The 26607-nt window shown below is 42.2% G+C and carries 35 protein-coding genes; 21 read left to right on the top strand and 14 right to left on the bottom strand.

Features of this window, described 5'->3' with window-relative positions:
- Positions 1-27: 27 nt before the first annotated feature.
- The 6 genes from virB5 to N0B36_RS22965 form a co-directional block, all read right to left on the bottom strand.
- The gene (virB5, locus tag N0B36_RS22990; RefSeq protein ID WP_109862476.1) at positions 28-684 is read right to left on the bottom strand and encodes a P-type DNA transfer protein VirB5; all 657 of its coding nucleotides are present in this window, start codon (positions 682-684) and stop codon (positions 28-30) included.
- Positions 671-3136 (bottom strand): VirB4 family type IV secretion/conjugal transfer ATPase, encoded by a 2466-nt coding sequence (locus N0B36_RS22985; RefSeq protein WP_109862475.1) that lies wholly within the window; start codon positions 3134-3136, stop codon positions 671-673. The genes virB5 and N0B36_RS22985 overlap by 14 nt, the downstream gene beginning before the upstream one ends.
- A 7-nt stretch (positions 3137-3143) precedes the next feature.
- Positions 3144-3449, bottom strand: a complete 306-nt coding sequence (locus N0B36_RS22980; protein WP_109862474.1) for a VirB3 family type IV secretion system protein — start codon at positions 3447-3449, stop codon at positions 3144-3146.
- 15 nt (positions 3450-3464) lie between these two features.
- Complete coding sequence (locus tag N0B36_RS22975) at positions 3465-3749, bottom strand: TrbC/VirB2 family protein (RefSeq protein WP_109862473.1); 285 nt, start codon at positions 3747-3749, stop codon at positions 3465-3467.
- Positions 3749-4027 (bottom strand): hypothetical protein, encoded by a 279-nt coding sequence (locus N0B36_RS22970; protein ID WP_109862472.1) that lies wholly within the window; start codon positions 4025-4027, stop codon positions 3749-3751. The genes N0B36_RS22975 and N0B36_RS22970 overlap by 1 nt, the downstream gene beginning before the upstream one ends.
- A gap of 71 nt (positions 4028-4098) precedes the next feature.
- Entirely contained in the window at positions 4099-4863 is a 765-nt protein-coding gene (locus tag N0B36_RS22965; protein WP_109862471.1) for a lytic transglycosylase domain-containing protein, read from the bottom strand.
- Between the two features lie 101 nt (positions 4864-4964).
- On the opposite strand from N0B36_RS22965, the gene N0B36_RS22960 reads away from it, so the two are divergent.
- A complete protein-coding gene (locus N0B36_RS22960) occupies positions 4965-5300 on the top strand; it encodes a hypothetical protein (RefSeq protein ID WP_109862470.1) in 336 nt (111 codons plus the stop codon).
- Between the two features lie 68 nt (positions 5301-5368).
- Here the strand turns inward: N0B36_RS22960 and N0B36_RS22955 are convergent, their stop codons facing one another.
- Positions 5369-6202 carry a RepB family plasmid replication initiator protein gene (locus N0B36_RS22955; RefSeq protein ID WP_213707399.1) on the bottom strand — a complete coding sequence of 278 codons (834 nt, stop codon included), beginning with the start codon at positions 6200-6202 and terminating at the stop codon, positions 5369-5371.
- Between the two features lie 1957 nt (positions 6203-8159).
- On the opposite strand from N0B36_RS22955, the gene N0B36_RS22950 reads away from it, so the two are divergent.
- The 16 genes from N0B36_RS22950 to N0B36_RS22875 all read left to right on the top strand — a co-directional run bounded on the left by N0B36_RS22950 (position 8160) and on the right by N0B36_RS22875 (position 16575).
- Positions 8160-8903, top strand: a complete 744-nt coding sequence (locus tag N0B36_RS22950) for a ParA family protein (protein WP_109862537.1) — start codon at positions 8160-8162, stop codon at positions 8901-8903.
- 1 nt (position 8904) lies between these two features.
- Entirely contained in the window at positions 8905-9975 is a 1071-nt protein-coding gene (locus N0B36_RS22945) for a ParB/RepB/Spo0J family partition protein (protein ID WP_259689269.1), read from the top strand.
- Positions 9956-10429, top strand: coding sequence for a hypothetical protein (locus N0B36_RS22940; RefSeq protein WP_109862535.1), 474 nt, complete (start codon positions 9956-9958; stop codon positions 10427-10429). The genes N0B36_RS22945 and N0B36_RS22940 overlap by 20 nt, the downstream gene beginning before the upstream one ends.
- The gene (locus N0B36_RS22935; protein ID WP_109862534.1) at positions 10429-10755 is read left to right on the top strand and encodes a hypothetical protein; all 327 of its coding nucleotides are present in this window, start codon (positions 10429-10431) and stop codon (positions 10753-10755) included. Before N0B36_RS22940 ends, N0B36_RS22935 begins: the two co-directional genes overlap by 1 nt.
- Before the next feature lie 316 nt (positions 10756-11071).
- On the top strand, positions 11072-11596 hold the full coding sequence (locus tag N0B36_RS22930) for a J domain-containing protein (RefSeq protein ID WP_119918960.1): 525 nt from the start codon (positions 11072-11074) through the stop codon (positions 11594-11596).
- A 48-nt stretch (positions 11597-11644) separates the two neighbouring features.
- Complete coding sequence (locus tag N0B36_RS22925; RefSeq protein ID WP_119918959.1) at positions 11645-12208, top strand: hypothetical protein; 564 nt, start codon at positions 11645-11647, stop codon at positions 12206-12208.
- Positions 12209-12286: 78 nt separating this feature from the next.
- Entirely contained in the window at positions 12287-12571 is a 285-nt protein-coding gene (locus N0B36_RS22920; protein WP_119918958.1) for a hypothetical protein, read from the top strand.
- Positions 12568-12795 (top strand): hypothetical protein, encoded by a 228-nt coding sequence (locus N0B36_RS22915; RefSeq protein ID WP_259689267.1) that lies wholly within the window; start codon positions 12568-12570, stop codon positions 12793-12795. The genes N0B36_RS22920 and N0B36_RS22915 overlap by 4 nt, the downstream gene beginning before the upstream one ends.
- A gap of 447 nt (positions 12796-13242) precedes the next feature.
- Positions 13243-13470, top strand: a complete 228-nt coding sequence (locus tag N0B36_RS22910) for a hypothetical protein (RefSeq protein WP_109862529.1) — start codon at positions 13243-13245, stop codon at positions 13468-13470.
- A gap of 100 nt (positions 13471-13570) precedes the next feature.
- A complete protein-coding gene (locus tag N0B36_RS22905; RefSeq protein ID WP_119918956.1) occupies positions 13571-14002 on the top strand; it encodes an antirestriction protein in 432 nt (143 codons plus the stop codon).
- 90 nt (positions 14003-14092) lie between these two features.
- Positions 14093-14506 carry a hypothetical protein gene (locus tag N0B36_RS22900; protein ID WP_119918955.1) on the top strand — a complete coding sequence of 138 codons (414 nt, stop codon included), beginning with the start codon at positions 14093-14095 and terminating at the stop codon, positions 14504-14506.
- Positions 14507-14628: 122 nt separating this feature from the next.
- The gene (locus N0B36_RS22895; RefSeq protein ID WP_109862526.1) at positions 14629-14928 is read left to right on the top strand and encodes a hypothetical protein; all 300 of its coding nucleotides are present in this window, start codon (positions 14629-14631) and stop codon (positions 14926-14928) included.
- Positions 14929-14987: 59 nt separating this feature from the next.
- Positions 14988-15326 (top strand): hypothetical protein, encoded by a 339-nt coding sequence (locus N0B36_RS22890; protein ID WP_109862525.1) that lies wholly within the window; start codon positions 14988-14990, stop codon positions 15324-15326.
- Between the two features lie 179 nt (positions 15327-15505).
- The gene (locus tag N0B36_RS22885; protein WP_109862524.1) at positions 15506-15700 is read left to right on the top strand and encodes a hypothetical protein; all 195 of its coding nucleotides are present in this window, start codon (positions 15506-15508) and stop codon (positions 15698-15700) included.
- Between the two features lie 52 nt (positions 15701-15752).
- On the top strand, positions 15753-16334 hold the full coding sequence (locus N0B36_RS22880) for a hypothetical protein (RefSeq protein WP_119918953.1): 582 nt from the start codon (positions 15753-15755) through the stop codon (positions 16332-16334).
- Between the two features lies 1 nt (position 16335).
- A complete protein-coding gene (locus N0B36_RS22875; RefSeq protein ID WP_142972605.1) occupies positions 16336-16575 on the top strand; it encodes a hypothetical protein in 240 nt (79 codons plus the stop codon).
- Positions 16576-16858: 283 nt separating this feature from the next.
- Here the strand turns inward: N0B36_RS22875 and N0B36_RS22870 are convergent, their stop codons facing one another.
- From N0B36_RS22870 to N0B36_RS22850, 5 genes are all read right to left on the bottom strand, one after another.
- Complete coding sequence (locus tag N0B36_RS22870; RefSeq protein WP_109862521.1) at positions 16859-17074, bottom strand: hypothetical protein; 216 nt, start codon at positions 17072-17074, stop codon at positions 16859-16861.
- Entirely contained in the window at positions 17067-17864 is a 798-nt protein-coding gene (locus N0B36_RS22865; RefSeq protein WP_259689265.1) for a SprT-like domain-containing protein, read from the bottom strand. The genes N0B36_RS22870 and N0B36_RS22865 overlap by 8 nt, the downstream gene beginning before the upstream one ends.
- Before the next feature lie 74 nt (positions 17865-17938).
- Entirely contained in the window at positions 17939-18298 is a 360-nt protein-coding gene (locus N0B36_RS22860; RefSeq protein WP_119918951.1) for a hypothetical protein, read from the bottom strand.
- 2 nt (positions 18299-18300) lie between these two features.
- On the bottom strand, positions 18301-18996 hold the full coding sequence (gene stbB / locus N0B36_RS22855; protein ID WP_109862518.1) for a StbB family protein: 696 nt from the start codon (positions 18994-18996) through the stop codon (positions 18301-18303).
- A complete protein-coding gene (locus N0B36_RS22850) occupies positions 18993-19358 on the bottom strand; it encodes a hypothetical protein (protein WP_109862517.1) in 366 nt (121 codons plus the stop codon). Before N0B36_RS22850 ends, stbB begins: the two co-directional genes overlap by 4 nt.
- A 449-nt stretch (positions 19359-19807) precedes the next feature.
- On the opposite strand from N0B36_RS22850, the gene N0B36_RS22845 reads away from it, so the two are divergent.
- From N0B36_RS22845 to N0B36_RS22830, 4 genes are read left to right on the top strand one after another with little or no spacing between them, the layout of a single operon-like run.
- Positions 19808-20146: a hypothetical protein gene (locus N0B36_RS22845; protein ID WP_119918950.1), complete on the top strand. Its 339-nt coding sequence runs from the start codon at positions 19808-19810 to the stop codon at positions 20144-20146.
- A gap of 2 nt (positions 20147-20148) precedes the next feature.
- Positions 20149-21690, top strand: coding sequence for a type IV secretion system DNA-binding domain-containing protein (locus tag N0B36_RS22840; protein ID WP_109862515.1), 1542 nt, complete (start codon positions 20149-20151; stop codon positions 21688-21690).
- Positions 21691-24507 carry a MobF family relaxase gene (gene mobF / locus N0B36_RS22835; protein ID WP_259689262.1) on the top strand — a complete coding sequence of 939 codons (2817 nt, stop codon included), beginning with the start codon at positions 21691-21693 and terminating at the stop codon, positions 24505-24507.
- A 58-nt stretch (positions 24508-24565) separates the two neighbouring features.
- Positions 24566-24775: an Hha/YmoA family nucleoid-associated regulatory protein gene (locus tag N0B36_RS22830; protein WP_109862542.1), complete on the top strand. Its 210-nt coding sequence runs from the start codon at positions 24566-24568 to the stop codon at positions 24773-24775.
- Positions 24776-24833: 58 nt separating this feature from the next.
- Here the strand turns inward: N0B36_RS22830 and dinQ are convergent, their stop codons facing one another.
- Positions 24834-25139, bottom strand: coding sequence for a damage-inducible type I toxin DinQ (gene dinQ / locus N0B36_RS22825; RefSeq protein WP_224774472.1), 306 nt, complete (start codon positions 25137-25139; stop codon positions 24834-24836).
- A 148-nt stretch (positions 25140-25287) separates the two neighbouring features.
- Positions 25288-26106, bottom strand: a complete 819-nt coding sequence (locus N0B36_RS22820) for a tyrosine-type recombinase/integrase (protein ID WP_213707386.1) — start codon at positions 26104-26106, stop codon at positions 25288-25290.
- Positions 26107-26607: the final 501 nt, after the last annotated feature.

The raw sequence follows: 26607 nt of genomic DNA, 5'->3' as shown, positions 1-26607 counted from the left end.
CGCTCCATTTTTTGCATGCAAAAAAGATTAAAACCTTGGCATGGGTTTATCGCTCGACCAGATATTCTTCTGTATCTGCCTCTCCTTCTCAATCGTAATATTATGCTCAGCTTGCTGTAGCATACTTATAAGTTGCAATCTTGAAGTTTCATTTTGAATCAGCGCTTGTTCCTGTTGGATTCTTGCCTGGAGATCCATAGACGCTTTAGCATCCTGAGTAGCGTTAATCTGCCGACCTAATGATTCAATATTATCAAGGCGTTTTAACGCAGCACTATAAGCAGCTTCCCCCATTGACTTGTTAGCAACAGAATTTTCCCATTGTCTTTTTTTCAATGCTGCCATTTCAGAGGACTTACCAGCAACGCTTTCTGCATCCTCTATTGCATTAAATGAACCATCAAGCCCTTTATAACCTCCATTTTTAACCTGGTCATAAACGCCTTTCCAATCAGTAGGAAGATAATTACGTAATTCAGGTTGGTTTAATAAATCCCCCATATTACGAATGCCCTCTAACTGAGAACGAAGCCCTTTTATTTCATCTATCTGTTGTTTTAATTGAACAACCGTTTGCAACGCTTGTGCGAGTCCGGCAGCATCAAACACCGGAATACCTCCGGCATTTGCACTACCACATGTAAGAGCTACACAAAGAAATATTGAGCATTTAGACAGTTTCATATCTTTTACCCTCGCGAATTTTTTTAATTTTCTGATAGTAAACAGAAAGCCAGTCTTTAGGATCACTTGACGTTTCTGCTATTGCTTCTAACGCAACATCGGCCTTAGCTTTATCGGATGATAGAACCTGCATTTCTTCATTCTTATATTCTGAGAAATCAAATTCAGCTATGGAAGATATAGCCCCTTGCTTAATTATAAACTTATAATCATCCTCAGCCCATCTTTTAAGGATCGAGATTTCCACATCAGACAGCTTCAATAATTTATAATGTTCTTCATTTGCCTTATCGTTACGCAAACAGAGTATCGTAGATAATGAAGCAGCAAACGTTGCACCAATTTCAGAACTAAGAACATCATTTGGCTCTTGAGTACTAAAGATAACGATGCCATTTTCCTTACGGATTGTTTTAAGTTTGTCCTGAATTAAATCAATAAAGAACTTATCTTTAGTAAGCTTCCAGCACTCTTCAAATCCTAAAATGAATGGTGTAACTCCATCAATCAATGCATTACCTCTATGCATTAGATATTTAAGAATAGGTTCTCGTACAATGTCATTATCGAGGAAACTGGTTGTGTCAAAACCATAAATACCACGACTCAATGAGAGGTTATCAGTTGCATTATTAAAGACCCATTTCAAATCGCCTGTAATCCATTTTTCCAGCATGCCCCCCACAGACACCCTATCTTCATCACCATCTGGAAGCATTTGTTTCAGATGCCGCAAAGAACGGAGGTGCTTTTCTTCTCGCATTATTGTATCTACAGCCAAATCTACTTCATCATTATCTTTTTTTGTCAGCACTGCGCCAGAAGCTTTGACGGCTAAATCCTTAGTTAGCTCCTTTAAGAAATAGATGTTTTTCTCTGTAGGCTCCATTTGGAAGGGGTTCCATCCAGTAGGTACACCCCATGTAACCGAGTTATATACACCATTGATAGAACGAATCAGGACTTCCATACCCCTGTCTTTGTCAAAAATCACACCGTTCGGTCTATACTTAGTCGCCATTGCCAACAAGAAACAGAAAAGTGTTGTTTTACCTGCACCTGTTTTACCAAATATTCCTGTATGGCCGACAGGCCGATCACCAAACGAGTCTTGATTAAGTGGTGATTCATGGAAGTTGAAATTAATAGGGGTTTTTGATTCCGTTTTAAATACAGCAACCGCATCACCCCAAGGATTTCCATTTAACTTACCGCGCATAAAGTTATGGAACGACGAGAAGCACCAAAAATTAAGCGTTGTTGCAGGCTTAGGCTTAGGACGATACTTCCGGTTAGATGGAAACTGCGCCCAAAATGCTGCTTCAAGGGCTTGTGTATGTGGTTTTACGATGATCCCATGACTGGAGAGGTCTTTTGCAACCGACTCCATGCGCTTTTTAACTTCTTTAACATCGCTGTCGGCCACCATGATAGATAAATGATGATGCCCCATTCCGAACCTGCCACTGGTGATCTGGTCAAGAGCTTCATCAATCTCTTTAATTTGGGTTTCACCTACATCATTAGATTCGCGCAAAAACTTTTTGTGATTACTCAGAAATGATTTAGCGCTACGGTCAGTAACGGGCACAAAGCTGTTTACCATTACATAAGGAAACTCACTTTCCAAAAGGAGATCAAACTGCCCCGGCCATGTATCAGGATCATAGTCAGATATACCACAGATACCGATATATTCATGACCTTCTGTACTGCGGCGAATACCAAGATCAGCGTTCAAGCTAAACTTAACCTGAGACTGTACGATGGTATTACTTAACCGCTCTTTAGTGAGCGGAACGCGAACCTTACGACCATTGAAAATATAGCCCATAACTTCTAGAGGTTCAGAATATAAAACTGGCTTCGAAATTGCTTCCGCACCGCCAACTCCATCTTCCTGATAAACTCCACACACCCGGCAATTATACGAACTTAATGCCGAAACCATTTTTTCAGTTATAGCCTCAAGTTCTTTAGCCGATTCCTCATGCAATACGGCAATTGCTTCCCTGCCTTTAGCCCCCTGCTTCCTTATACCAGAGAGAAAATCACTACCATATGGCTTATATACAAGCGCTAAATATAAATCATTCACCATCAATGTGTTGTTTTTAGTATCGGTGAATTTTGTTTTATATTTTCTATCAAATTCAGTGGTGAAGTAATTATCAAATTTACTCTCTGGATATTCTGCTTCGCTACGTCGAATAACATAAGAAAGCATATCGACGTGTGGAGAAACAAAAGACCTTGATACCGTATTAAGGTTTTCTAACCAGCTAAAGATATCTTCAGCATCTGTAGTCTTATGAGAGCGACCTTGAATTTTGATAAGAGTCATAAATTCACATTGTTTCAAGGTTACTATCTTATCAGTTAAATGATAAGCAAAAGGCAGATGTGATGAACCCGGCGTTTTCTTCCGAAACGCCATCAAATTCTCTATCATAATTCACCTACTTCAAATGTTCTTTATGTTCGGTAAAGTCCTCAGTTTCATAACCCTGTTCTTTACCATCTTTTAATGCGTGTATGAATGTCGTTTGTAGGCTTAGCATTAGTAACTGCAATCCATCAGGATCTTTTCTGTATACTTTGAAAAGGAAAACATAAATTACAGGGGCTAGAAACCACAATCCTTTCCAAATAGCTAAACCGAGGCAAATTAATAGACCGAAAGTGACCAAGAAAACATTTCGAGGTATACCGTAGACGAGAGCGGCACGAGCCGCTCCTTTGTAGAAACTATAAGGTTTATTCATCCCCCCCCTCCGTTTTTATAAGAAGAGGCTAATAATCCATGAAATACTACCCGCGCCGATCAGACCAGTTAATAACTGCTGGAAGATCTGCTTCCCTATCTGACCGAACATATACAAAATAAATGTAATAACACCGCCGAGACCAGCAATGATTGGGAAAATCGAACTCAACCATGTGTTAAGTGAATTTAGGCCTGAATCTGATTTATTGACTCCTGCCGCCATAGCTAACTCCGGTAGTGCAATAGCAACCGCAAGTACTAAAACATTCACAGCAACTTGTTTACTTTTAGCTTTCATTAACTTTTCTCTCTATGTTCGCAAATTTTAAATTGTCCGTCTGTTATGCCAAATTTCGTATACATGAAATCAAACATCTTCCTCGGATCTGCCCAGGTTCTCATTCCGTCCCGCTGCTTTTCGATATACACTTCCTCGATTTGCATCGAATCAGAATTATAAAAGGTAATAAAGCATGTCCATTCGCCATTCTGCTGCTGCTCAGCACTTACTGACGAGATAGACTCATTTGTAATGACCACTTCTGCATGCTTTAATTGAATACCTTTACGCCCCATAATTAAATCTCCATCCAGGCAGTTTAAAATTAAACGAGGCCAGCAATGGAATATAATTAGAGCGGTAGGGGTTAATCATTCTCGCATTTTTGATTTTCACCCTCTTCACATTCGCTACTAAAAACATCTCCAGTCCCACTTGCTGCGAACACATCCTCTACGCCATCATCTTTAGGTTTTTTTGTAGTCACAGGGGCAACACCACCATCACCTACAGAACCTGTATCAGAGTCCGACTTAGAAGCCTCTAGCCTCTTCTCCCTGCTCTTAGCTATGTAAGGTTGGCCACCGCCACCCTTCACCTCAAGCAGATCAGGAATATTAGCTAAAACTTTCGCAACATACCCGTTTTTAATGCCTTTAGTTGCTGTTCCAGTGTTGTAGCAACTTAACGCACCGACCATTGACCCGGTCATTTCGAAGCAAGAATTGTATATTTTTTCAGCTAGCTTTAAGTTATCGCATGGGTTAAAAACTTTTTGCATGCGAAAATTTATATCCCCCTCAACAAACTTATTAATATTGACACTATTTATCTGAGCTATTCCGGCATCGAAATTATATCTATTCTTCGCAAGCCAGGTTGATACTTCAATAGCCTCAACAATATCTCTAGGTTGACGTTTTAATCTAATGTTTTTTGTATTGATTCCAATCGCAAATGGATTACCTGCGGATTCAGTTTTAACTATACCATAAGCTACTTTTGATTCCGCTTTTATTTTTGGTGCACATTCTTTTATAAGCGCATGTAGATTATCTGAATCAATCATTGATGCACTTACAGAAAATGTATAACACAAGGGCAAAGCCAATATAGCCAAGTGAATTTTCATTTCAATGCCGAATTAGCAAGGTGTGAAATTTATACTATACTACTTGCATCAAGATTGCAATTTTGATTTAATGAATACATGTTGGAAATGAGGGTTTCTTTATGGCACAATCTATCGCACTACAAAAGCAGCCAAAGATCGTTATGACTGACGGTAATGATGTAAGCAACAATCAAAAGGCGCAGCCACAAAAGAGAACCATCCTATCTATGGCTGGTAAGGCTGTTGTGTATCTACTTATGAGCATCATAGGTATGTTGTGGTCGATAAGCCGCCCTATCATTGATAAGTTACTTGGTGTGATGATTTTAGGTAGTGCCGCAGGTGCTTATCTTTTTCATCATTCAGGTAACGACAAAGCTTTCTTCATCACGCTAGGCGCTTTGGTAGTGTCAGTTGTAATCAAAGCACTGATGTACGGACGCTACCACCGCTAAAAACACTTACAGCATCCAAAAAAAAACCGCTTTCATTAGCGGTTTTTTTGCATGCAAAAACATAAGGTTCAATCATTTCTCTTATCATGGGTGAATGGTGTGAACTGGAAAAGAACACTAGTTATTTTACCTGTTGTTTTTTCTTTCCTGGTTTCCATCGTTAAAGTAGAAAACTCTGGTATTTTTCTTACATCCCTCATTGAAGGTTCCAATACACGCGATTTTAATAATGAGAACTTTTCATATGAGTCTGGTAGCGACCATCTTTCTTTTAATACATCAATTCTTATCGCAAACATACCCGTATCTCTAAATTGTGATAAAGCTTGCAATAATCGCATTGAGTATTTTGATGGCGTTTTAGAAATTTGACCTAATCTGTATGCAGTGAACTGATGATCATGAGCTAATGGCTCCATGAACTCTCTCAAATCACTATTTAGCTTAATTTGATAAATACCTCTTTTCTCGCTAGTCCATCGCGAAGTGACCCAGACCATATCTCTAACAACCGGTTCATCTACCTGATCCCAAGTTTCATAAAGAGTAAGTTCTTTACCCCGGAAGTTTTTCATAGCACGCAGAATATCTTCCCTAGCTTCTTGCTCACCAATATTAAAAACATGCATATATTCTTCGTGATCAATACGAAACACTCCATCTTTCGGCCACCCGCTACGGGCGATGTTATCTAAGCACATAACGAGTACTCGTTGCTGATCACGCGAAAGGTCATTCTTAGCTTGTGTAAGCGCATTCGCTTGCATCAACACCCGGTTGTCAGTCTTAACAACAACTGACCCGCTTCCTTTTCTTCTAGTCGTCATTTCAGCCACACTTAGATTATTGGTTTCTAACTTCCACAAGGGGGGGGAACACATCACCGTTAAAATGTATTTCAATTGTTCCCCCCAGTCAAATCAAAATTCAAATATTGATGAATAATCTATCCTTTATATAGATATTGAGAAGCACCCCTCATATCGGTTTCCCCATCAACAACCAAGAAGGGGAACAAATCGCCGTCCTCACGGCCAGCCCCACAGGGGGAACAAATCACCGTTCTCACGGCCAGCCCCGCAGGAGGAACAAATCGCCGTCCTCACGGCCAGCACCACAGGGGGAACAAATCGCCGTCCCCACGGCCAGCACCGCAGGGGGAACAAATCGCCGTTCTCCTGCCCTGCCCCGCACCGGAACAAATCGCCGTTCTCACGGCCAGCACCGCAGGGGGAACAAATCGCCGTCCCCACGGCCAGCACCGCAGGGGGAACAAATTGCCGTCCTCACAGCCAGCACCACAGGGGGAACAAATCGCCGTTCTCCTGCCAGCACCACAGGGGGAACAAACCGCCGTCCTCACGGCCAGCCCCACAGGGGGAACAAACCGCCGTCCTCACGGCCAGTCCCACAGGGGGAACAAACCGCCGTCCTCACGGCCAGCCCCACAGGGGGAACAAATCGCCGTCCTCACGGCCAGCACCGCAGGGGGAACAAATCGCCGTCCTCCTGCCCCGCGCCGGAACAAATCGCCGTTCTCACGGCCAGCACCACAGGGGGAACAAATCGCCGTCCTCACGGCCAGCACCACAGGGGGAACAAATCGCCGTCCTCACGGCCAGCCCCACAAGGGGAACAAATCGCCGTCCTCACGGCCAGCACCACAGGGGGAACAAATCGCCGTTCTCACGGCCAGCACCACAGGGGGAACAAATCGCCGTCCTCACGGCCAGCCCCACAGGGGGAACAAACCGCCGTCCTCACGGCCAGCCCCACAGGAGGAACAAATCGCCGTTCTCCTGCCCCGCGCCGTGCTGGAACAAACAGCCGTTCTCCTGCCTCCGAGCCGTGCTGGAACAAACAGCCGTTCTCCTGCCTCCGAGCCGTGCCGGAACAAACCGCCGTTCTCCTGCGCCTCCGAGCCGTGCCGGAACAAACCGCCGTTCTCCTGCGCCTCCGCATTGCGATCTCTTACCAGGTTGAATTGGAGATAGCTGTTAATTACTCACTGGACTAAATGTAGATAATTTAATTGGTGAATAATCAGCATAAAAAAATCACAGTAACTACATGTTTTATATGAATAAAAACTTATCCACACCACATATATTGTATTGTACAATACAATAATCTAAACGGCGATTTGTTCCTACTTACACGGCGCTTTGTTCCTGTATATATTTCAATATGTTATAGTTTTATAGTGCTGATAATAGAGGCTATTAAGGGGGGAGCATTATTTAATGTTAAACGGCGATATGTTCCCTCATAGACGGCATTTTGTTCCCTCCTAAACGGCGATCTGTTCCCGACAGTTCAATAAAGTGATTATAAATCATTTGCTTATGCACGTTTTTGGAGGGCTACAAGGCTTTTAACAAGGATCTTTAACAAGGATCTATATACAAAGATCTTTTAATAAGTAGTTGAGTGGATAAATTGAATAACTCATTCAAAAACGCTTACCAGCGCCGCAAGCGGCTCGGTCAACCCGAGAAGAGCAGAAAACAAGTTTTCTACTCCTCTCGCGTTATCATATAACACCATTGCGTTTGGAACTATTTCAAGACGTTATTTATATAATGTTAGCAATTAGTTATAATTAATATATTCATCACACTTATCATGCAAACAGTGACCTATCTCTCATATTTATAGTTGACCTGGTAATGTTAATAGCGGTTAATACAGGGGTTTTGACGCAATAAGAAATCTCTTAAATTTATCTTAAAGTTTTGAGATTTATTGCCGATAAAAAAAAAGTATAAAAAATTTAAGGTTTCAATATTGATACCTTACAGAATCTGAGTTATGATACGCACATGGAATCGGGCAATCGCCCATGCTAAGAGGTGTTAAATGGCGCGTGTAATTACAGTAGCTGGTCAAAAAGGTGGTATCGGTAAAACGTTTACTTCTTTGACTATTGCAATCTACATTTCTCAGGTCTTGAAGAAAAAGACACTCTATATCCCTCTCGATAACCAAGGGAAAGCTTCAAAGCGTGTCTTAAACCTCAAAGACGGATTAGTAGTAAATGGAATGTTCTATAACGAACCTTATGATATTCAAAAGGTCGATGAACATCTTGATTCTCTCTGTTCTGACCGCACCATTCATAACCTTGACCGTGCTGATTTTGCAGAAGCGAAAGCTTTTGCAGATGAAGTTAATCGCATCAAAAGTAATTACGAATTTGTCGTTGTTGATACGCCTCCCGGTTTAGGGACGCGCATTACTGCTGCCATTCTCGCGGCGGATAAAATCGTATGCCCGGTTGAAGCTGAGATCACGTCTATCGACGGTCTCATAGAACTGAGAGATACCGTTAGAAAACTAGTCCGTTTTAATCCAAAAGCGCGAATTAATTCTATAATTGTTAACAAGTACAAAGATGTTGATGATCAGAAAGACATTCGTGATCAATTAATAGCTATGTTTCCAAATGAGGTACATCCAACTCCAATAAAAGATTTACAACCTATCAAAACTGCCATGTCACAAGGCCGCATGGTTTGGCAGAACGCAAAAAACGGCAACCAACGTGTTGCCGCTAAATTAGTTAAGTCGGTCATTTCTGAAATTATCGAAGGAAAACTGTAAAATGAGCAAATCAGCAAGCAACAAAGTAACTCTGGAAAGTGTATTTGATGAAAATGAATACATCATGGACTTTCCAATGAGCAATATCATTATTAATCCGCAGGTACGCCGTAATAAGAATCCGGAAAAAATCAATGAAATTGCAAAATCAATTGAAGCACACGGCCAGCAACAACCAGTAATCATTGGTTTCCCTGATGATGATGGGAACTGCCCTTTGTATTTTGGTTTTACACGTTATTTTGCTCAAGAACAGCGTGGTTCAGAAACCATCAAAGCTGTTCAGCGTGAAAAACCAGAAAACATTTTGGTTACTCAATTTGTTGAGAACCTGCATCGTGAAAACTTAAATATTGTAGATATTGCCCTGGGCATTAATGACCTGAAAGAAAAAGACGGTCTAAAGGCTAAAGATATTTGCGAGAAATTACAATTAAGCAGTTCTCAAGTCAGCAAGTATACCAGTATTGGTAGCATGCCGACTGACCTGCTTGATCGTGTAGCACCGTTAAGCAATGATATTGACACGTTTTACTATCTTTCGCAGATCTACAAACGTTCTCCGGCTGATGTTGAACAACTTATTGCTCAGGGTGAAAAGGACGGCGAACTAAACCGTGTAACTGTCCGTTCTGCGTCTGATAACCTGAAAAATGCAAATGGCAATGCCGATAATTCCAGTGATAACTCTGGTGCTAATGACGGCAACAGTGACGAAGGTACAAAAACTAAAGGTAAAAAAGGTAAAAACAAAACTGAAGATGATGATGATCAGACTAACGGTGATAATCACTCACCGGACGATAGTTCTGACTCTAATGACTCTAATGACTCTAAGACTGGCGATGATTCAGAAGCAAATTCCCAGCGCACGACGGGAACACAAGCTACCACAAAGAACGTCGCCCGAATTTGGGTAAGCTTCCAGGAAGAAGGCCAAGCAATTGAAGGTGAATTAATTGTTTCACCAGATAAGAAACCTTCTGATAAAAACTCTGCAATTGTTCTAATTGATGGGCTTCTAAATGAGTTGCCGCTTGAGGAGTTAACATTTGTGCGAATCAGTTACTAACCCTAGTGCGCATGGCGCACAGGGGTTTAAGTGGCTAACTCGGGATAGTAAATCAAAAGCCATTAATCAATGGCTTTTTTTTTCTAAGAAGCCGCCAGCAGTGGCGGCTCAAATCTTGAACGATTATGCCAATGAACATAAATTACGGGATAATCTATCTCCACCTAAAGGCACAACGCTACAGGATTGGGTGGCTAAAAATACTGCACCTTTGTGGGCATGTCAGGCAGCGCTTGAACTTTGTCTTGCAAATGGTTGGCGGCCTGAAACTGCTACGGAGTGGGCTGTATATGCCTATTTTTTAATTCGTAAAAAAAAGGGTGAATACAGATTACAGGTATTTTCTGAATTGATTCACCCTGGTTTAGATAGAATGTGTGCGTTGGGTTGGATTGTTGCTGCACTAGAGGCAACAGGAAAAGTCCCAGCACCACCCGAAAGAAAAGGTAAATAATGACACTTACAAACTTGCTCTCAGCTATAGAACAGAACAGCAAAAGGCCGCTGCTCTGCATACAGGTACTGTTCTTCTGTTTAGAAAAGCAGTCAGAAGGGCAGCGTGTAATTTTCAAAAATGAAATTGATGGGTTTCTTTGTAAAGACGAAAGTAAGATGAAAGCGTTCTCCAAAAATACAAGCGCCGTTATTACAGACATGGAAGCCGCAGGTATTCTAGTAAAATACTCTCTGATCTCCGGTGAAGTCTCAGAGTATCGCGGTCAGCCTTACCCCTTGGCAGTCAGCGTCACTAATGAGGTAACAGCATCATTTGGCAGATAGAGTTTTTGCATGCGAAAAAAGTAAAATTTGTTGATGGAGTTAACAAGATCTTACCCCCGCTCACTAAAGCATATCCTAAGTAACCGCTAGGTGCGCTGTAAACGCGCCTAGCAACATGCAAGCGACATACCTACCCTACCCCACATCTAACGTTAGTCCAATGGCTTACAGGGCTTCTCAGGCGGTCTCAGCCTCTGTCATAAAAATCATTAAATTAGTCTAACAATGTAGACAACTCATCAAATTATGAGTTATAATTATTTCATCGAACAGCAATCCGCTTTTCGAATTTAGCCCACAGGGGCAGGAGTTTTAAATGACTATTCAAGAAGCATTAAACATTTTTGGTTTATCCGGTCAGTTAACCAAAGAAGATATTAAAAAAGCTTACAGAAAAGCTTCTTTAAAACATCACCCGGATCGCAACAAAGATAATCCCATCGCAGCGGAAATTATGAAAGCTATCAATGCGGCTTTCGATTTCCTGAGCGCTAATTTCGATAAAATTAATGATTACCAGGCATCTGATGAAAAATCTCATTATAACTACGGTGAAGAACTTGAACGTGTACTGAGTGAGTTAACAGCATTAGCCGGAATTGTTTTTGAAGTTATCGGGAACTGGGTATGGATTTCAGGAGACACCAAGACACATAAAGATGTCCTAAAAGTGATGGGTTGCAAATGGGCATCACAGAAAAAACAATGGTTTTATCGCCCCGAGGAACATAAATCCCGCCGTAACCGTAAAGAACATACTCTCGATGAAATTAGAGAGATGTACGGTACGAACGGCCAGCGTAAATCATATGGCCGCAAAACGGTAGAAAACCGCGCATAAGATTTGAAGGGGGTGCAAGCCCCCTGATTAAAATTCTAAGGGGGGATAATGGAACGTAATTTTTTCTCGAAGTATGAATCTATATTCAATCGTGTATGCGTTTTTTTGGGTGAAGGATGGAAGATTGATCGTAGAATCCAGGATGATTACAGAATTCATCTTATTCACCCTGATTACCGGAATTACTCTATTTCGGCAAGGTTAGAAAATAATAAAATCAAGTTGCTGGGGTGTGTCCATCTAACCAGAAGAGGAAATCAATTTTCCTCTTGTTCTGTTTCTCCTTTGCGTGATGCTATTGGAATCGCTAGGGATATAAAAAGAAAGATATTGTGTAATGCCCGCGAACAAATTTCATTTTATGAAGCAGACACGAAAGGAGAACGTCTTTTGCGGGAAGAACGAGAATATACCATTAACCTGCTTTCTCGGCTTGTTGATGCTAAAAAATATGAGGGTTATTACGGTGGCCTTTGTCAAATAAAAACCAATCATGGAATAACTGGAAAGGTAGATGATACCAAGGGGGTAATATACAGGTTGGAATTGGACGACCTAAATAAAGACCAATTAATAAAACTCATAGGGTTCATATCTACTCTTGAGCGGTAGCAGTATAAGCGGGTATTTAACCCGCCTATACTGCTTTGCAATATATGCTTATTCAGTTTTGCTGTTAGGTGAGGCGCAATGAATATAATCGAAAAGAAAAAATCTAAAGGCAGTAAAAGTATATCGCTGACTATTACAATGCCAAATGAAAGCGATAAATTAATCGCAAAACTAAAAATACTAGGCCGCACTAACCCTCCGAACGGAGGCGAGCGCATGCGTTATATTATGTTTGAAAAGGATGTTGAGATCAGCAACGTTTCTGAACTGCATTCATTGTTGTGGCCTGAAATTAACAGCAATAGGGCATTGCAAGGTATTGATGTTATTCTTGATGAATTATGTGCTGAGGCAAAAAAATGATAAATACCGCAACCCCGCAGGAACTAAAAGAATTGCAGGTCAAAACGGGGTTAAACAAGGCAGAATTGGCCGCAAGGCTGGGTATGACAGCCGCTGCCTGGGATAATTTGATTTCCGTGAATAGCCAGCGAAATTTGCCAGCGATTAAATACGAGTTTTTGCTGTTATTAGCTGGCGAACATCCTGAATATGTTCTTCAAAAACGCAAAAACGTGATGGTTTAAGTTCATAACCCCACCCCCGTAGCTTACCTGCTTATCAGCAGGTCGCGCACTCGCAGTACCGCGCCGCTGGCCGCTTAGCGTCCAGCCGTTCCCGGCCGCAAGCGTCCGGCGCTAACTGCGCCCCACCGGGGGGGTTGTGTGAGTTAATCATTTGCTGAAAGTTCGTTTAGGCTAAGCAGGGAGGGGGTGTGATTGGTGGTTTTTATCAATCACGCACCGGCTTTGCCGGGTCTCGGCGGCCTGCCCATTCCATAATATGATGCTTTATCTTGCCGCCTTTATGTCCTTCGGACATTCCCTAAGCCAGCTCGCACGGCTCACAGGCTTTTTTTATGATATATAATTATCCTAAAATATTTAATTTTATTAAATGGCTACTCATCAAATTATGAGTTATAATTATTGTATTAAATAACTTGTTTTAACTCTGACCAATAGGAAGTTCACATGTCTAAAGAAATTAAAAACATCCTAGATGTTAAAAATGCGGCCAGCAAATTGTTGCTTAAATTTCAGACTGGTAAAATCACAAAAGATGTTTTATATGCAGAAGGTGCTACTTTAACAATTATATTTAACGAGGTAATGAATAATGCATGTGATGATGATACTTTTTGTCATGTGAAAGATGCCGCCGGATTATTAAACGCAATTAAACATTTTTCGACAATATAGTAAGATAACATAGACAACCCATCAAATTATGAGTTATAATTTATAACATAGAAAGGCACGCCGCCTTTCTAATTTAGCCCAACGGGGCAGGAGTTATATAATGTTAGATATTGAAACTATTTCCGTTCGTGAAGTTTCACATAGCAAGCGTACCTGTTTTTATCCTGCTGCATTTTCCGGCGCTTTTATCCTCGGTGAAACTATGATTCTCAATTTCATGAGAAATCACTCTGATAATTATGATGGTGGCCGCTGGAAATATTATTCTTGCACTAATGGCGCGTTTTTTTCAGCGCCAGAAAATGAAACCTATCGTTTGTCTCTTCCTAATTATTTTCAGGAATCAGTATCTGGTAAAGTTGCTGGTATTATCGCAATGATCTACGCACTTTCAAATCTTAGCGGCGTGGCAGATGATAAAGGATTCCATAACCTGACAGAATATTTAGTGCATAAATATAATCTGCTTTGGCAGTACGTGAACACACTGAGCAGCGAAGAATACGGACAGATTAAACGCGCTTGTGATTGACCTATCAGGGAAGGGGAAGCCCTTCCCTACCCGCCTTGCTAGCTGGCATAAGCCAAACGGAACCCCGCCGACTCGGGAGGGAACACCACAATGATTAAGTTACTTAAAAGCCAGCTTCTGGACTCAACCTGGTTTATCAGTGATATTAATGTCGATTCTGATTTTCTAAGCCCTGGTTTTTTTTATGAAGATGAAAAAACGATTGATCGTTATATGGATGGATTTATTACATTAAAATGTAATTTGGATAATAATGTAGACGAAGATAAGCAAGCCCGTCTTGTTCTGTATTGGGAGTGTGATTCATTTGTCGATGGTTCTTTTAATACTCGCATTGCATTGAATGAAACGGTATTAATTGAACACGTTAATTTCATAAATGAACTTGGGGAATCAATTATATTATCACCGTTAGAGATTATTAAAATCATCGAAAGCAATATCGATAAGTTTAGATTTGGTGGTTTTGATTCATGGGATGTTTATATTTGTAGTAAGTTTTAAATAAAAGGGCGAAAGCCCTTTATTTTTTCTCATAGGACTTGAATTAAATATAACTATATATATAATTATATTTATGGAACACGCCATATACGGAACCCCGCCGACTCGGGAGGAGAATCACAATGAAAAAGTACGAAGTTCGTTGCGCTGTAATTCACCTGGTATGCTCTTTAGGCCATGCGTTCATTAAGCTTGAACGTCGCAATGGCCGCTTAGTTATTTTGCATAAAGAAAATAAGCATGGCCGCTGGGATGTTCGTTATCTTCCCAAGTTCAGGAAAGAAGCTACGCCAGAATTATTTGATAAAGTTTCTGGCTGGGTAGATTCAGCTTTAGCTGAGGCGTTGAAAATTGGTGTTGGGTATTACAAAAAAGCGAAAGTAATCAATATCTGGACAGGTGAAGTAGTAGAACGTTGGTAATATTTTGCGCGCCGCTGTTGGCGGCGCTGACTAGAACCCCGCTATCTCGGGAGCTATCCATGTGTAATACGATTGAATTTGAAGGTAATCAGATCTCTTTAGGTGATATTTTTGTTTCTATTTGGGGCTACGAACAGACAAATGTTCACTTTTATCAGGTAGTAGGCGTTGCAGGTAAATCCACTGTTAAACTTCGTGAAGTTGAATCCAGAGAGGTTCCCGATCACAAAGACGCATATTCAGGGGAAAAATACGCAAAACCTGACTATTTCAAAAACAATGACATTCTAACTCGCCGCCTGGTAAAAGGATGCACTAAGCCAACAGTGAAGGATGATCATGCAAGAATGCGTAAAATCGATCCCTTGAAGGGCTATAGTTATTCAACAGGTGCATGATCTCAAGCGTCTAAGTCTGGATAAATATGATCGCCCCTTTCGGGGCGATTTGTTTTCAGAATGGTGAAAGCATGGCTAAACCCATGCTTTTTATTTGCAACTCCCTTTAATTATATATATAATTAAAGGGTAGCAACGGCTACATCGGAACCCCGCCGAACTCGGGAGAGGAAACAATCATGGCTTCTCAGATTATCTTAAATTCTTGCTCTATTTCTCAGCCCTCTGAATTTTTATCCGCGGATTCCCTTGGCGAATTTTGCCAGCGTCTAATTAAGAATATGAATGCTGGCGTACCAACAAGAATGCCTCGGTTACATGGTTGGCAGCTTGGCTATATGCTCAATGCTATTAAGGCCAGTGCAATCAACTAACAAATCAAACGGCGCAACGCTTCGCATTGCGCCGTTTGTATAGGTAGGGTATATGATCGGATTTCCACACGGTTTTGATGTCAATTTCCTAGAAAGGCTTGCCGCTTCTCTTTCTGATGGATGGATCTTGAATAAGGTGCTTAGCGCCGGGCGTAGTACAGTGTATTTTTCTAATCAAAAAAATAGAGATTACATGATCTCCGTTTTTGCCAGTAAAGGAAAGTACGCCATTTCTACTCTGCTTGTTCATTCTGTATGGGGGAAGCCGGAGGATTTTTGTAGCATGCATGCCTCCATGAAACGCAACCCTGATCATGTCGCCAATGAAATCAAACGAAGGCTTTTGCCTGGCTATGATGCTGCTATTTGTGAAAGTAAAATTAATTTAAAGAAGTATCAGTGCGAACGCGAGAAAGGCGACCTTATAGTTTCTGCGCTAAAGCGTCTTTTTAAGATGCATCAAAATGGATTAAATTCTTCGCATTTGTTTTATAGTCGCGGGAATGACAAGCCTGATCTTGATGTGACTCGTTACGTATCAAGCGGTGATCGGTTTGACCTGAAAATCAAACATATTGATGGTGAGCTTTTGGTGAAAATCGCAGCACTGATAAAAGAACATGAGGGAGCTTGATTTGGCAGTTTTATTTTTTGATGAAGTAATAAAAGATAATAAAAAATTTGTGTTCTCTGTTGAAAGGGATGATCAAGGTTATTTAGTTACAGCATTCAATTATCGTAGGTTTGGTGATCAACCCTTTAAGCTTATGAGTAGTGGGGCATGGCGCTCAGAGGATAAGGAAGGGCTGGAAAAATTGGAATGCATGCGATCAAGGCAAGGAAAGAAATTTTTACGCACTCTCAATCAGCCATGATTTTTTGCATGCAAAAAATTCTTTATGGTGACACCTTCGGCTCCACAACATTTCATGTTGTGTCGTCGAGTCCAACTCAGCTAGCCATATTACATATGGCAAGCTTCGCGGAACCCCGAAACGGGTTTCCGGCCATTCGGCTATGGCCTGATGTCTAGACCCAATTTATGCGCCCTGTAATTAATTATAAGCAACTTTAATTTAAAGCTTTAGGGGGGTATTGCTATGGGCGTTAAGTGTTGTTATGGTTGATATTATAGCCCTATTTTCCCACATTCATCAATTACCACGGCCTCCCGGCTTTAACTGCTTTAGCCTCAGCTTGCAGGTAATATCTCTCTCTATCCTCATTGCTCGCAGCCTCCAGTGCAAGTAGGGCGGCTCTAACCACGTTGCTCTTGCTTATTTTGAATGACGCAGACTCGATCAGTGTAGTTAACCGCTCATGTTCTTCATCACTCAGGGAAATGAGCATTTTGGTGATTATTTTATTAGTCATTACCGTACCTGTTATTGTCAGTGTTTATTGTCATAAGGGGATGGTCGCTACAATCCCCACAAAGAATCTTTAAGCTGTTTTTTCCCCAGGCATTTGCATGGCAATTCGGGCAAGTGAATTTGAACCGAGTTTGTTTTTCATCTGTTGGACGAAAAACAAGCGTGTCGATGAACTCGCTGCCAGTATTATCACCATCACCATCACCATCATCGTCACCATCATCGTCACCATCAAGTGAGAATGGCAAGCTAATGCCGCCAAGCAATCCGGCCATCGTGCTCTGCCTTACAGGAGGGAAGCGATCAACCCAGGATAATGTGAACTCTTTAGTTAGCAGGGAACGGCAAGCTTTTTCATATGCCCCATTTTTAACAATGTAATGAGACATACAATCACCGGTGATCGCACCACCTTCTTTTCCGGTACTGGATGGGTATAAACCAACATTTATCATCCAGTCTGCCCATTGGCGATTATGATACCGACCTCGACCCGGTTTACCGTTGTGTTGTTGGTCAAGATGAACCATTTCATGGACGAGAGTACTTAGTGTTTCTTCTACAGAGCGAATGCCAAAATAAGATGGGTTAAGCGCAATTTCATCCGTGTAAACTTTGCTTCCTCGCGCTACAAAGCGGTTACTCGAAAAGTACCCATAGGTTCGTTTCTCGCGTTGCAGGGTAATCAGGCAAGCGGGTAAACGGTTATCGAACAAAGTTTTGTTGAAGTGCTCATATGCAAGCTGGAGTTCTGCATATGTTTCAGTTGTAGGGAGACTAACACTCATCATCACCTCCATTTGTATTGTACAATCCAATTGTATTGTACAATACAAAACAGAAATAAAAAAAGGGCTTTCGCCCTTTAGAATATTAAATGGATCATTGCACCGGAAAGCAACAAGACCGCTACGACGAGCAGGGAACTCAAAACAAGCAAAATCTTAATTAATTTGCTTTGTTTAATTAAATGAAAGCGAATTGAAACTAACGCATCCATTTCAATGCCGTTTTTATCTTTCAACGCAACACTTATTTCCCTGCTTGCATCTTCTAATCGTTTAGTTATAGAAAATGCATCAATTGAAAATTTAGCACTGCTTGCCTGAGTCTGTTTACTCGTATCATTAACCTTTAATTCAATCTCACTGAGTTTTCCAACTAACTCATGAATATCTTCAAGAACAGTTGCGGCTAATGATTCAATCAGTGTTTGTGATTTCATTTTTATTTTCCGGTAATGGTTTTAAATACATTATCCAGATTATCTTTAGCAGAACGAGCAAGACGTGTCATTGAAATCATACGAACAGCGGTACGCTTCTCCTCATCTGTTTTTGCTTCGCGCATCTTCAAGCGCCAATCGGTAGGATCATTGAGTAGTTTGTCGATGGTAGTGCCATATGTTTTCAGGAGTGGATAAATCTCTGACGTTTCGACTTTGGCCGAAGGAGAAAGCGTGAATAACTTCTCTTCTTTGTGCATTGCAAAAAGAGGATAGAATACATCCTCAACAACATCGTCTACTTCAACCTTGTTCATCACTACTTTGATTTTTTTCGCTGGAACACCAAGAGCACTCAGGGCGCGAATAGTAGACATGGTATCATCAATCTGTTTTGATTCTTTTACTGCCGGGACAACAAATAAATCAAATTCTTCGTGAGAACCTTTATACTGGCGCATTAATTTCATCAAATCCTCAACATTACTCGCGCCAACGTCGATAATCGCCTTTTCAGACATCATCATTTCTTCAAGGATAACCCCAAAGTCTTTACCACGAACCTTTTCTGCATCACTACCTGCGTTGATACTTTCGACAGTAAGATAAAGAGCATCAGGAATGCGGGGAACAAAAAGGTTATCACCAAGCGTTGTTTTACCGTTGTTACCCGAGAAATTGATAATAGCTACTTTCATTTATTCTTCCCTTTACCGAGAGGTCTATGCTGCTGGAGATATTTGGTATTTAATCCTGAGCGTTTTTCAGCGTCAAGCATTGTTTCAAAACTTACATCAGGAACTGTATCTGAGTTAGTGTCTTTAACTTCACCTCCCTGAATATCTTTTGCATGCAAAACATATTCAGGCTTAACAGTTGATTCAGCATTGCACTCAATATCTTCAAAATCTTCTTTATACTTATGGAAGTAATGTTTAAATGTCAGGGGATTAATCTTCATATCCTCAGCGATACTCTTGATTGTATACCCCTCACTTCTCTTTCTCATTATTTCCGGCATTGCATTCTTTATTAACACTGACAGCTTTTGCTTAGCCATGCCTCCCCCTTTGTCTACCGTCTATTCTGATCACTGCCCACCACCTTGTCAACTGATTTTTCTACATTATTACTACCTTATTACTCCTGTTTTAATACTTAACTACTATCTTACCAATACCATTTCAATCCATTACTTATACACTTTCACTACTATTTACCGGGTTTCAATGTCAAATACGCCCTGACACTGCCCCCCTTAACCCTAATGCGCTCAAAAAATCCCCAGTTTTCCCTTAACCCTTAACCCTAAAAAGCCATACACAATACGCACCCTAAAGGGTGCTGTATTGCGCTGATTTAAAAAGATACGTATAATTTATAAACATAGTGAAGCATCATATGTAACATCATATTTTAAAGCTTAAATTATCGAAATATACATGTAAAACATCATGTTAGTAATACTATCTAACATCATATTCAAAGGCATGCTATCAGGAGGTAGGTATGGCGGGTAAAAACTTCAACTCGCGGCTCAGTTTGTTGGTTTCTGGCGAGTTGGAAAGCACCCTACGAGAACGCTCAAAAGGGTTTGAATCATTCTCTGACTACTTGCGTTATTTATTAGAGAAAAATAGTGATGATGAACAATTTAAAGATACAGTAATTAATAGCATACTAGATATTGGTGAGAAAATTGATTCAATGTCTAGTGCTGGTAAAAATGATTCCAATGCTACTCTCACCGAAATTCTTTTATTGTTAAGATTCCTAGCAAAACCGGAGGTTCTTAATAAAGTTAAAGCTGAAATGTCCCGCCTCGGTATTTCTCAAACGGAGTTATAAATATGGGAAGAAATTCTGATTTACATAAACTTGGCTTTTTTATGACTGCATTTGCTCCTGCAATTGGTTGGCTAGCAGCAGCGAAAAAAAATGGGTTGGCACAAGTTACTCAACCAAAAATTACAGGGTTTATAAATCTTTTTTCTCATACGTTTGAACATCCAATTCTCTACATTTCTTCTGGTGGTGCATTTATTGCAGCTATAATTTTGTGGATTTTAATGGTTAAAATTAATAGCCCTGATTTTATGGGGTATAAATTTGATTATCGGTTAAGGGGTAGTGATATTGTTAGTGCAGAGGCTCTTAATAGACTTACGACGAAAAGAAAAGAAAAACAGGTTGTATTCGGCACTATAAAAATGCCAACGGACATAGAAAATCTTCAAACATTAATAGTTGGTGCAACAGGTTCTGCGAAAACGTTGATTTTAACTCAGGCCATGTACTCAATTTTATTACGTGGAGACCGACAAGTTATTGTTGATCCTGATGGATATTTTACTTCGCTTTTCTATAAGCCGGGTGATGTAATTTTAAATCCACATGATGAACGAACTCCTGGCTGGGTTATCTTTAATGAAATGAAAGAAACCTACGACTATGAAACATATTCATTCTCTCTTGTTCCTCTCGGCAAAAGCTCTACAGAAGAAGAATGGAATGGGTATGGGCGATTATTAGTAACAGAAGTTTTTAAGAAACTCCATTCACAAGGAATAAATGATTTCACACAGCTTTATTATTGGTGCGTTAATGCTCCCGAGGAGGATTTAGAGGAATTTTGCAAAGGAACGCTTGCTCAATCTCTCTTTGTTGGTACAGACCGTACTTTGGGTTCTGCGCGTTTCGTATTAACGAACAAGCTATCTGCGCATATGATTATGCCTGGCGGTTCTTTCTCTATTCGTGATTATTTGGCTGATAAAAATGGCGGGAATATATTTATAACATGGCGTGAAGATCAAATTGCCACTTTAAAGCCATTAATATCTACATGGGTTGATGTTATTTGCAATGCAATTCTTTCATTACCTGAGTCAGAGGCAAAAAACATTTGGTTGCATACCGACGAATTAGCATCACTTGAAAAAATAAAAGCATTAGAACCAGCTTTGACTAAAGGACGAAAGAAAAAACTTAGAATAGTTTCTTGTGTACAGGCTATTTCACAGTTAGAAGAAATCTGGGGGGAAAAAGGTTCCATTACCTTACGTAGTTGCTATCGTAATTTGATAGCGCTTGGTGGTGCTCGTTCTGATGATAGAACACCAGAAGTTCTATCTAGAGCGCTGGGTGATTTTGATGTTGTCCGTAAGAAAGAAACAAACAGCCGGAACTCCGGTGGAGGAAGTAGCAGCAGCAATGCCGAGGGCAAAGACAAAGATTTTGTGGTCACGGCCAGCGAAATTTCTAACCTGCCTGACAGGGAGGGATATGTTGCATTCACTCGTGGTTATCCAATTGCCAGGGTAAAAGTACCTATTGTTAGATTTAAGGCTCGAAATGCTGCCTATATCCCCCGCTCTGCATTGGGAGGCTAAATGCTTAACGTCACGATCTTAACCGCAGAGAAAAGTGTTGATGATGTTACCCGTTACTTTATGGACGGAATTGACGATTATTATCAGAAGGAAGGTGATTCAAAAACGTGGCAAGGTGATGGTGCGGAACGTTTAGGGCTTGGGAGTGATGTTGATGAAAAAACATTTCGCGATCTGTTAAAAGGAAAGCTGCCTGACGGCCAGCAAATGGCGAGAACCCAACGGAACGACAGTAAAAACCGTATTGCAATAGACTTCACATTTCAGGCTCCTAAATCAGTCTCTATACAGGCACTTATCGGGGGTGATTCACAAATTATTGCTGCCCATGATCGCGCGGTTGCTGCGGCAGTGAAGGAGCTTGAAAAGAGAGCTAAGACCCGTCAGAAAATGAACGGTAAGAGTTATGTTCAAAGTACCGGTAATCTGATCGTGGCAAAGTTCAGGCATGAGACAAATCGTGAAAAGGAACCTCATCTTCATACCCATGCCGTTGCATTGAATGCTACACAACGAGCAGATGGGGAGTGGCGAGCTTTAGTTAATGATGAATTGGTAAAGAATCCAATTTACTACGATATGGTTTACAAGTCGGCTTTTGCGAAAGAACTTGAAGATCTCGGCTATAACCTACGCTTGGAAAAGCACGGCTTTGAACTTGCTCATATCTCCCGAGACCAGATTGAAGGAATGTCAACTCGACTACAGCAGGTTGACGAAAAACTCAGAGAAATGGGATTAAGCCGGGAAAATTCTACCGCCGCACAAAGAACGTTAGCTGCAAGAACAACCCGGAAGAAAAAGGATACCTCAATAGAGCGCGAGGATTTATTCAAACAGTGGGACAAGAATGCTAAAGAGCTGGGCATTCAATTTGACAGCAGAAAACTCAACCTTGATGGGATCGGGTATTCCGATAAAGTTTCGGAAGTCTCAAAAAATATTGAGGGGGTTTCTTCTCAGGAAATGACGAAACGTGCTGTTCAGTTTGCTATCAATCATCACACGGAACGCCATACCATAATCACATATGAAGAACTGGCTACTACGGCGCTGAATCATGGTATGGGGAAATCCACCGCCGAATCTGTAGATCTTGAGATTGAGCGACTCAAGGCCAGTGGAAAATTGATCACAGAAAAGCCACTTTACACGGCAATTAATACTTCCTCAGTAAATTCCCTCACCCGTGAAGAGTGGATTAAGGAAATGATTGAATTAGGCCGCTCAAAACAAGATGCCCGGCGACAAGTCGATTTAGCCATTGCTCATGGTCGTTTAGTCAAGCAAGCCGAACGTTTCACTACCCAAAAAGCGCTAGAGCAAGAGAGGAAAATACTTACCAGTGAACTTACCGGGCGTGGCGCGAGTAAGCCCGTATTGTCGAATGAAGATGCTCACGCATTTATGGACACCACCACGTTACGAAAAGACCAGAGAGAAGCCGCTGAGCTAATTTTATGCTCAGACAGTAGAGTACTTGGGGTTCAAGGTCAGGCAGGTGTAGGAAAGAGTTTTATGTCTACGTCCGTGACGGAAAGACTTAAAGAAGCGGGCTATACGGTACACATCCTTGCACCTTATGGATCACAGGTAAAGTCATTACAAAAAGACGGTATGACTGAGGCGCGTACCGTCGCATCTTTCCTTCACACGTTGAGCCGCGAACATACGCTTGATAGTAAAACTTTTATCTATGTTGATGAAGCCGGGGTACTGCCAAACCGCTTAATGGCGAAGCTTGCTGATATTTCAGCAAGTTCAGGTGCTCGCCTTGTTTTAATGGGCGACACAGAACAAACCAAGGCAGTCGAAGCTGGTATTCCGTTCTCCCTTCTGCAACGGAATGGCATGGAAACAGCGGTGATGAATGAAATTCAGCGCCAGAAAGAAAATCCAACATTGCTTAAAGCTGTTGAACTGGCAGCCGTTGGAAGAAGCCTTGAGTCTCTTGCATTAATAACTCAGGTTGCAGAAACAAAAGAATCAGTTATCCGCTATAAACAAATTGCTGATGAATACGTGAGCCTGGATAAAGATGAACGTGATAAGACACTGGTACTGACAGGTACAAACGAAAGCAGGGAACAGATTAATGAGTTAATTCGTACCGGATTGAACATTCGAAATGATATTGAAATCACTGCGTTATCGCGTTTTGATTCTACTCAAGCTGAGCGCCGTTATAGCCGGAACTATAACGCAGATAGCACAGCTATCCGTCCAGAACGAGACTACCCTCATGCTGGGTTAGTAAGGGGAGAAGTCTATATAGTCAGAGGACAGGGCGAAAATAATACCCTGATTATTGAGAACAAAGGGGGCGATCGTTTTTCTATTAACCCGGCACACCACAAGCATATCTCAGTTTATAAACTGACCAAACAGCAATATGGTGTCGGTGATAAATTGGTCATCACACGAAATGATGCTGGCCTTGATGTTGCCAATGGCGATAGGGTGACAGTTGCAGCAATAAAAAACGATCAGCTTCATCTAAAAATTGACGACAGAGAGATAGTACTAAATACAAAGGAAAAACTACACCTTGACTATGCCTATGTGTCAACCGTGCATTCTGCTCAGGGGTTAACGTCTAATCGAGTGATTGCCAACATCGAAGCTAAATCAAGGACGGTAAGCAAAGATTGGTACTATGTAGCAATCTCCCGCGCAAAGCATGTGGTTAAAGTATATACCGACAATATCAAAAAATTGCCATCTTCCGTTGCCAGAGCTAGCACTAAGCAAGCAGCAATGGAATTAAATCATAAGGTTATGGAGAAAACCCAACAAAAAAGCAAAGAGAAAGCCTGATGCAAAAATTTTTGCATGCAAAATTTTTTGCATGTACCAGAACAAAAAAGAGAACTTAATGGAAAGTAAAAAGCAAAAATATCTGATGCAGTTCAGGCGTTGTTCCAGCATCGACACGCTGGAAAAAGTGTATGAAAGGTTGGTAGAAAAACTTACTGGTGAAGAACTTGATGCCGTGCTTAGCGCATCAGACCATCGACGTGCTGAGTTAATGCATGGCAAGTTGTGGGATAAAGTACCAGCATCAGCCTGGCGAAACGTCAGGTGATAAAATGTTAAAGGCCGGGGAGTGGTTTTCCCCGGCCTTAGCTACGTTTCCGTCACGCTCAGAAGAACATGCGGATCAATTCTAAAAGGACGATAATCGCTTTCAGAACCATGATGATTTTATCAATCATGCGTTTCTCCAGTTCACTGGAGCGAGAACACCACGGCTTACTCTTACACTGCCTGTCACCGTGGCTCTCTTTACTGTTAGATGCAGAGCGTTCCCCTCCTGCCAGAGCACCGGACACAGCACCACCTGTTTGTACGGTCAGGACTTTAAATCGTTCATACCCGTTCAGGCCGGGTTTAAGGGCAGGGAAGATCGCCGCAGAGCTAACCCGCTGATTATACCGGGTTAGCGCCATACATCCACACTTAACCGCCGAGGGTTGCAAATCGGCTGTTACGGGATATAATTAGAGCGTTAGATGCAGAGCGTTCCCCTCCGGTCAGAGCACCAACTCCGCACCGGAACGATAAAAAAGCCGACCTCACCAGTCGGTTTTTTTACGTCTATGATCTGGTCAGCAGATCCCGCGCCGTCTGCGCGTCATAGCTGAATGACAGGCCGTTCCCGGTCAGCACATCGAGCGAGAACACGCGCGTATAGACTTCGGTACTCCGGGCATAACGATGCCCCAGCAGCCCCTGTATGGTTTTCTCCGGTACACCGCTCATGAGCAGGTGCATGGCAAACGAGTGCCGGAAGGTATGCGGCGTGACCGTTATCGGAAACGTTACCCCGTCACTTTTTGCGCGGGCTACCGCAGCGTTCAGCCAGTTCAGCGGCGTTTGCCGTGACTTCACTTCCCACACCGGAACATGCTTAACCCGCTTTCGCCAGGTGGCGAGGTATTCCCGCATCCGTTGCACGTAGGCGGCATCGAGCAGCGGCACGATTCTTATGCCGGGTTCGGGCGGTTTGCGGTAGCGCGGATCGGGGTGCAGGGTGTCAGCATCAACAGCCGGACGACCACGCCCCCGGACGGCTTCGCGGTTGCGTTGTTTCAGGGTTTTCAGCATCACCACCGCTTGCGGGTGGCGGCGTGACGGCTCCAGCGTAAAACAGGCAGGTGTCAGCGCCAGCGCTTCATTGAGCCGCGCCCCGGTATTCCACAGCGTTTCAAAATACATCCGGGCGGTGAGATCATCTATATAAGAAAGCAACAGACCCACTTCCGGCGCGAGCAGGTATTTCGGCAGACCCGCGCCGAGGTGCGCGGCGTAGTCCCGCATTGTCCTGGCGGCATCGAGCGACCACGACCCGGCGACGTTGCCCGGAACGGTGACGCTACGTGAAATCTGAAAATTTCCGGCAGGTAAGTTACTCAATTTTTAAATCTCCGCATCCTGATAAAAACCCGCTGCCGCCTACGGGCTAAAGCCCTCCGTTGTCCGGGCGTTCAGCCAGGCACAAACAGGTTTGCGCATGGCTTCGCTTCCCCCTGGTAAGAACCGGTACTCAGATCGCAGGGCAGGGAGTAAATCAGCCAGGCGGCGCGGTGTCAGTATTATGGCGTACCGGGCGGCGCAGTCCGAGGACAATAAATCCGATCACCAAAATAAAAATTGGACATTTTTTCCGATAGTGCCGTTTTGCCTGGGCGGTTTGCGCCGGGAACCGGACGTGTCCGGGCGGCGGGTGCGCCCCGTTGTACTGATTAGCCCAGGATATGGGCGCGGAGGCCGCAGATCAGCACCAGATATGGCGATCATTACAATGTATGTTGTAACTAATGTAATGAGGGAAGGGTACTGGACAAAATAACTGTTATGTCCAGGTGCCTGATGAATTAACCCGGAGCCGGGAACAGGCCAGCGCCGCTGGCGACC

The organism is Citrobacter sp. XY323, assembly GCF_025106035.1.
Classification (GTDB): Bacteria; Pseudomonadota; Gammaproteobacteria; order Enterobacterales; family Enterobacteriaceae; genus Citrobacter; species Citrobacter braakii.
The sequence above is the reverse complement of the archived record's forward strand: the minus strand, read 5'-3'. Positions and strand labels throughout refer to the sequence as shown.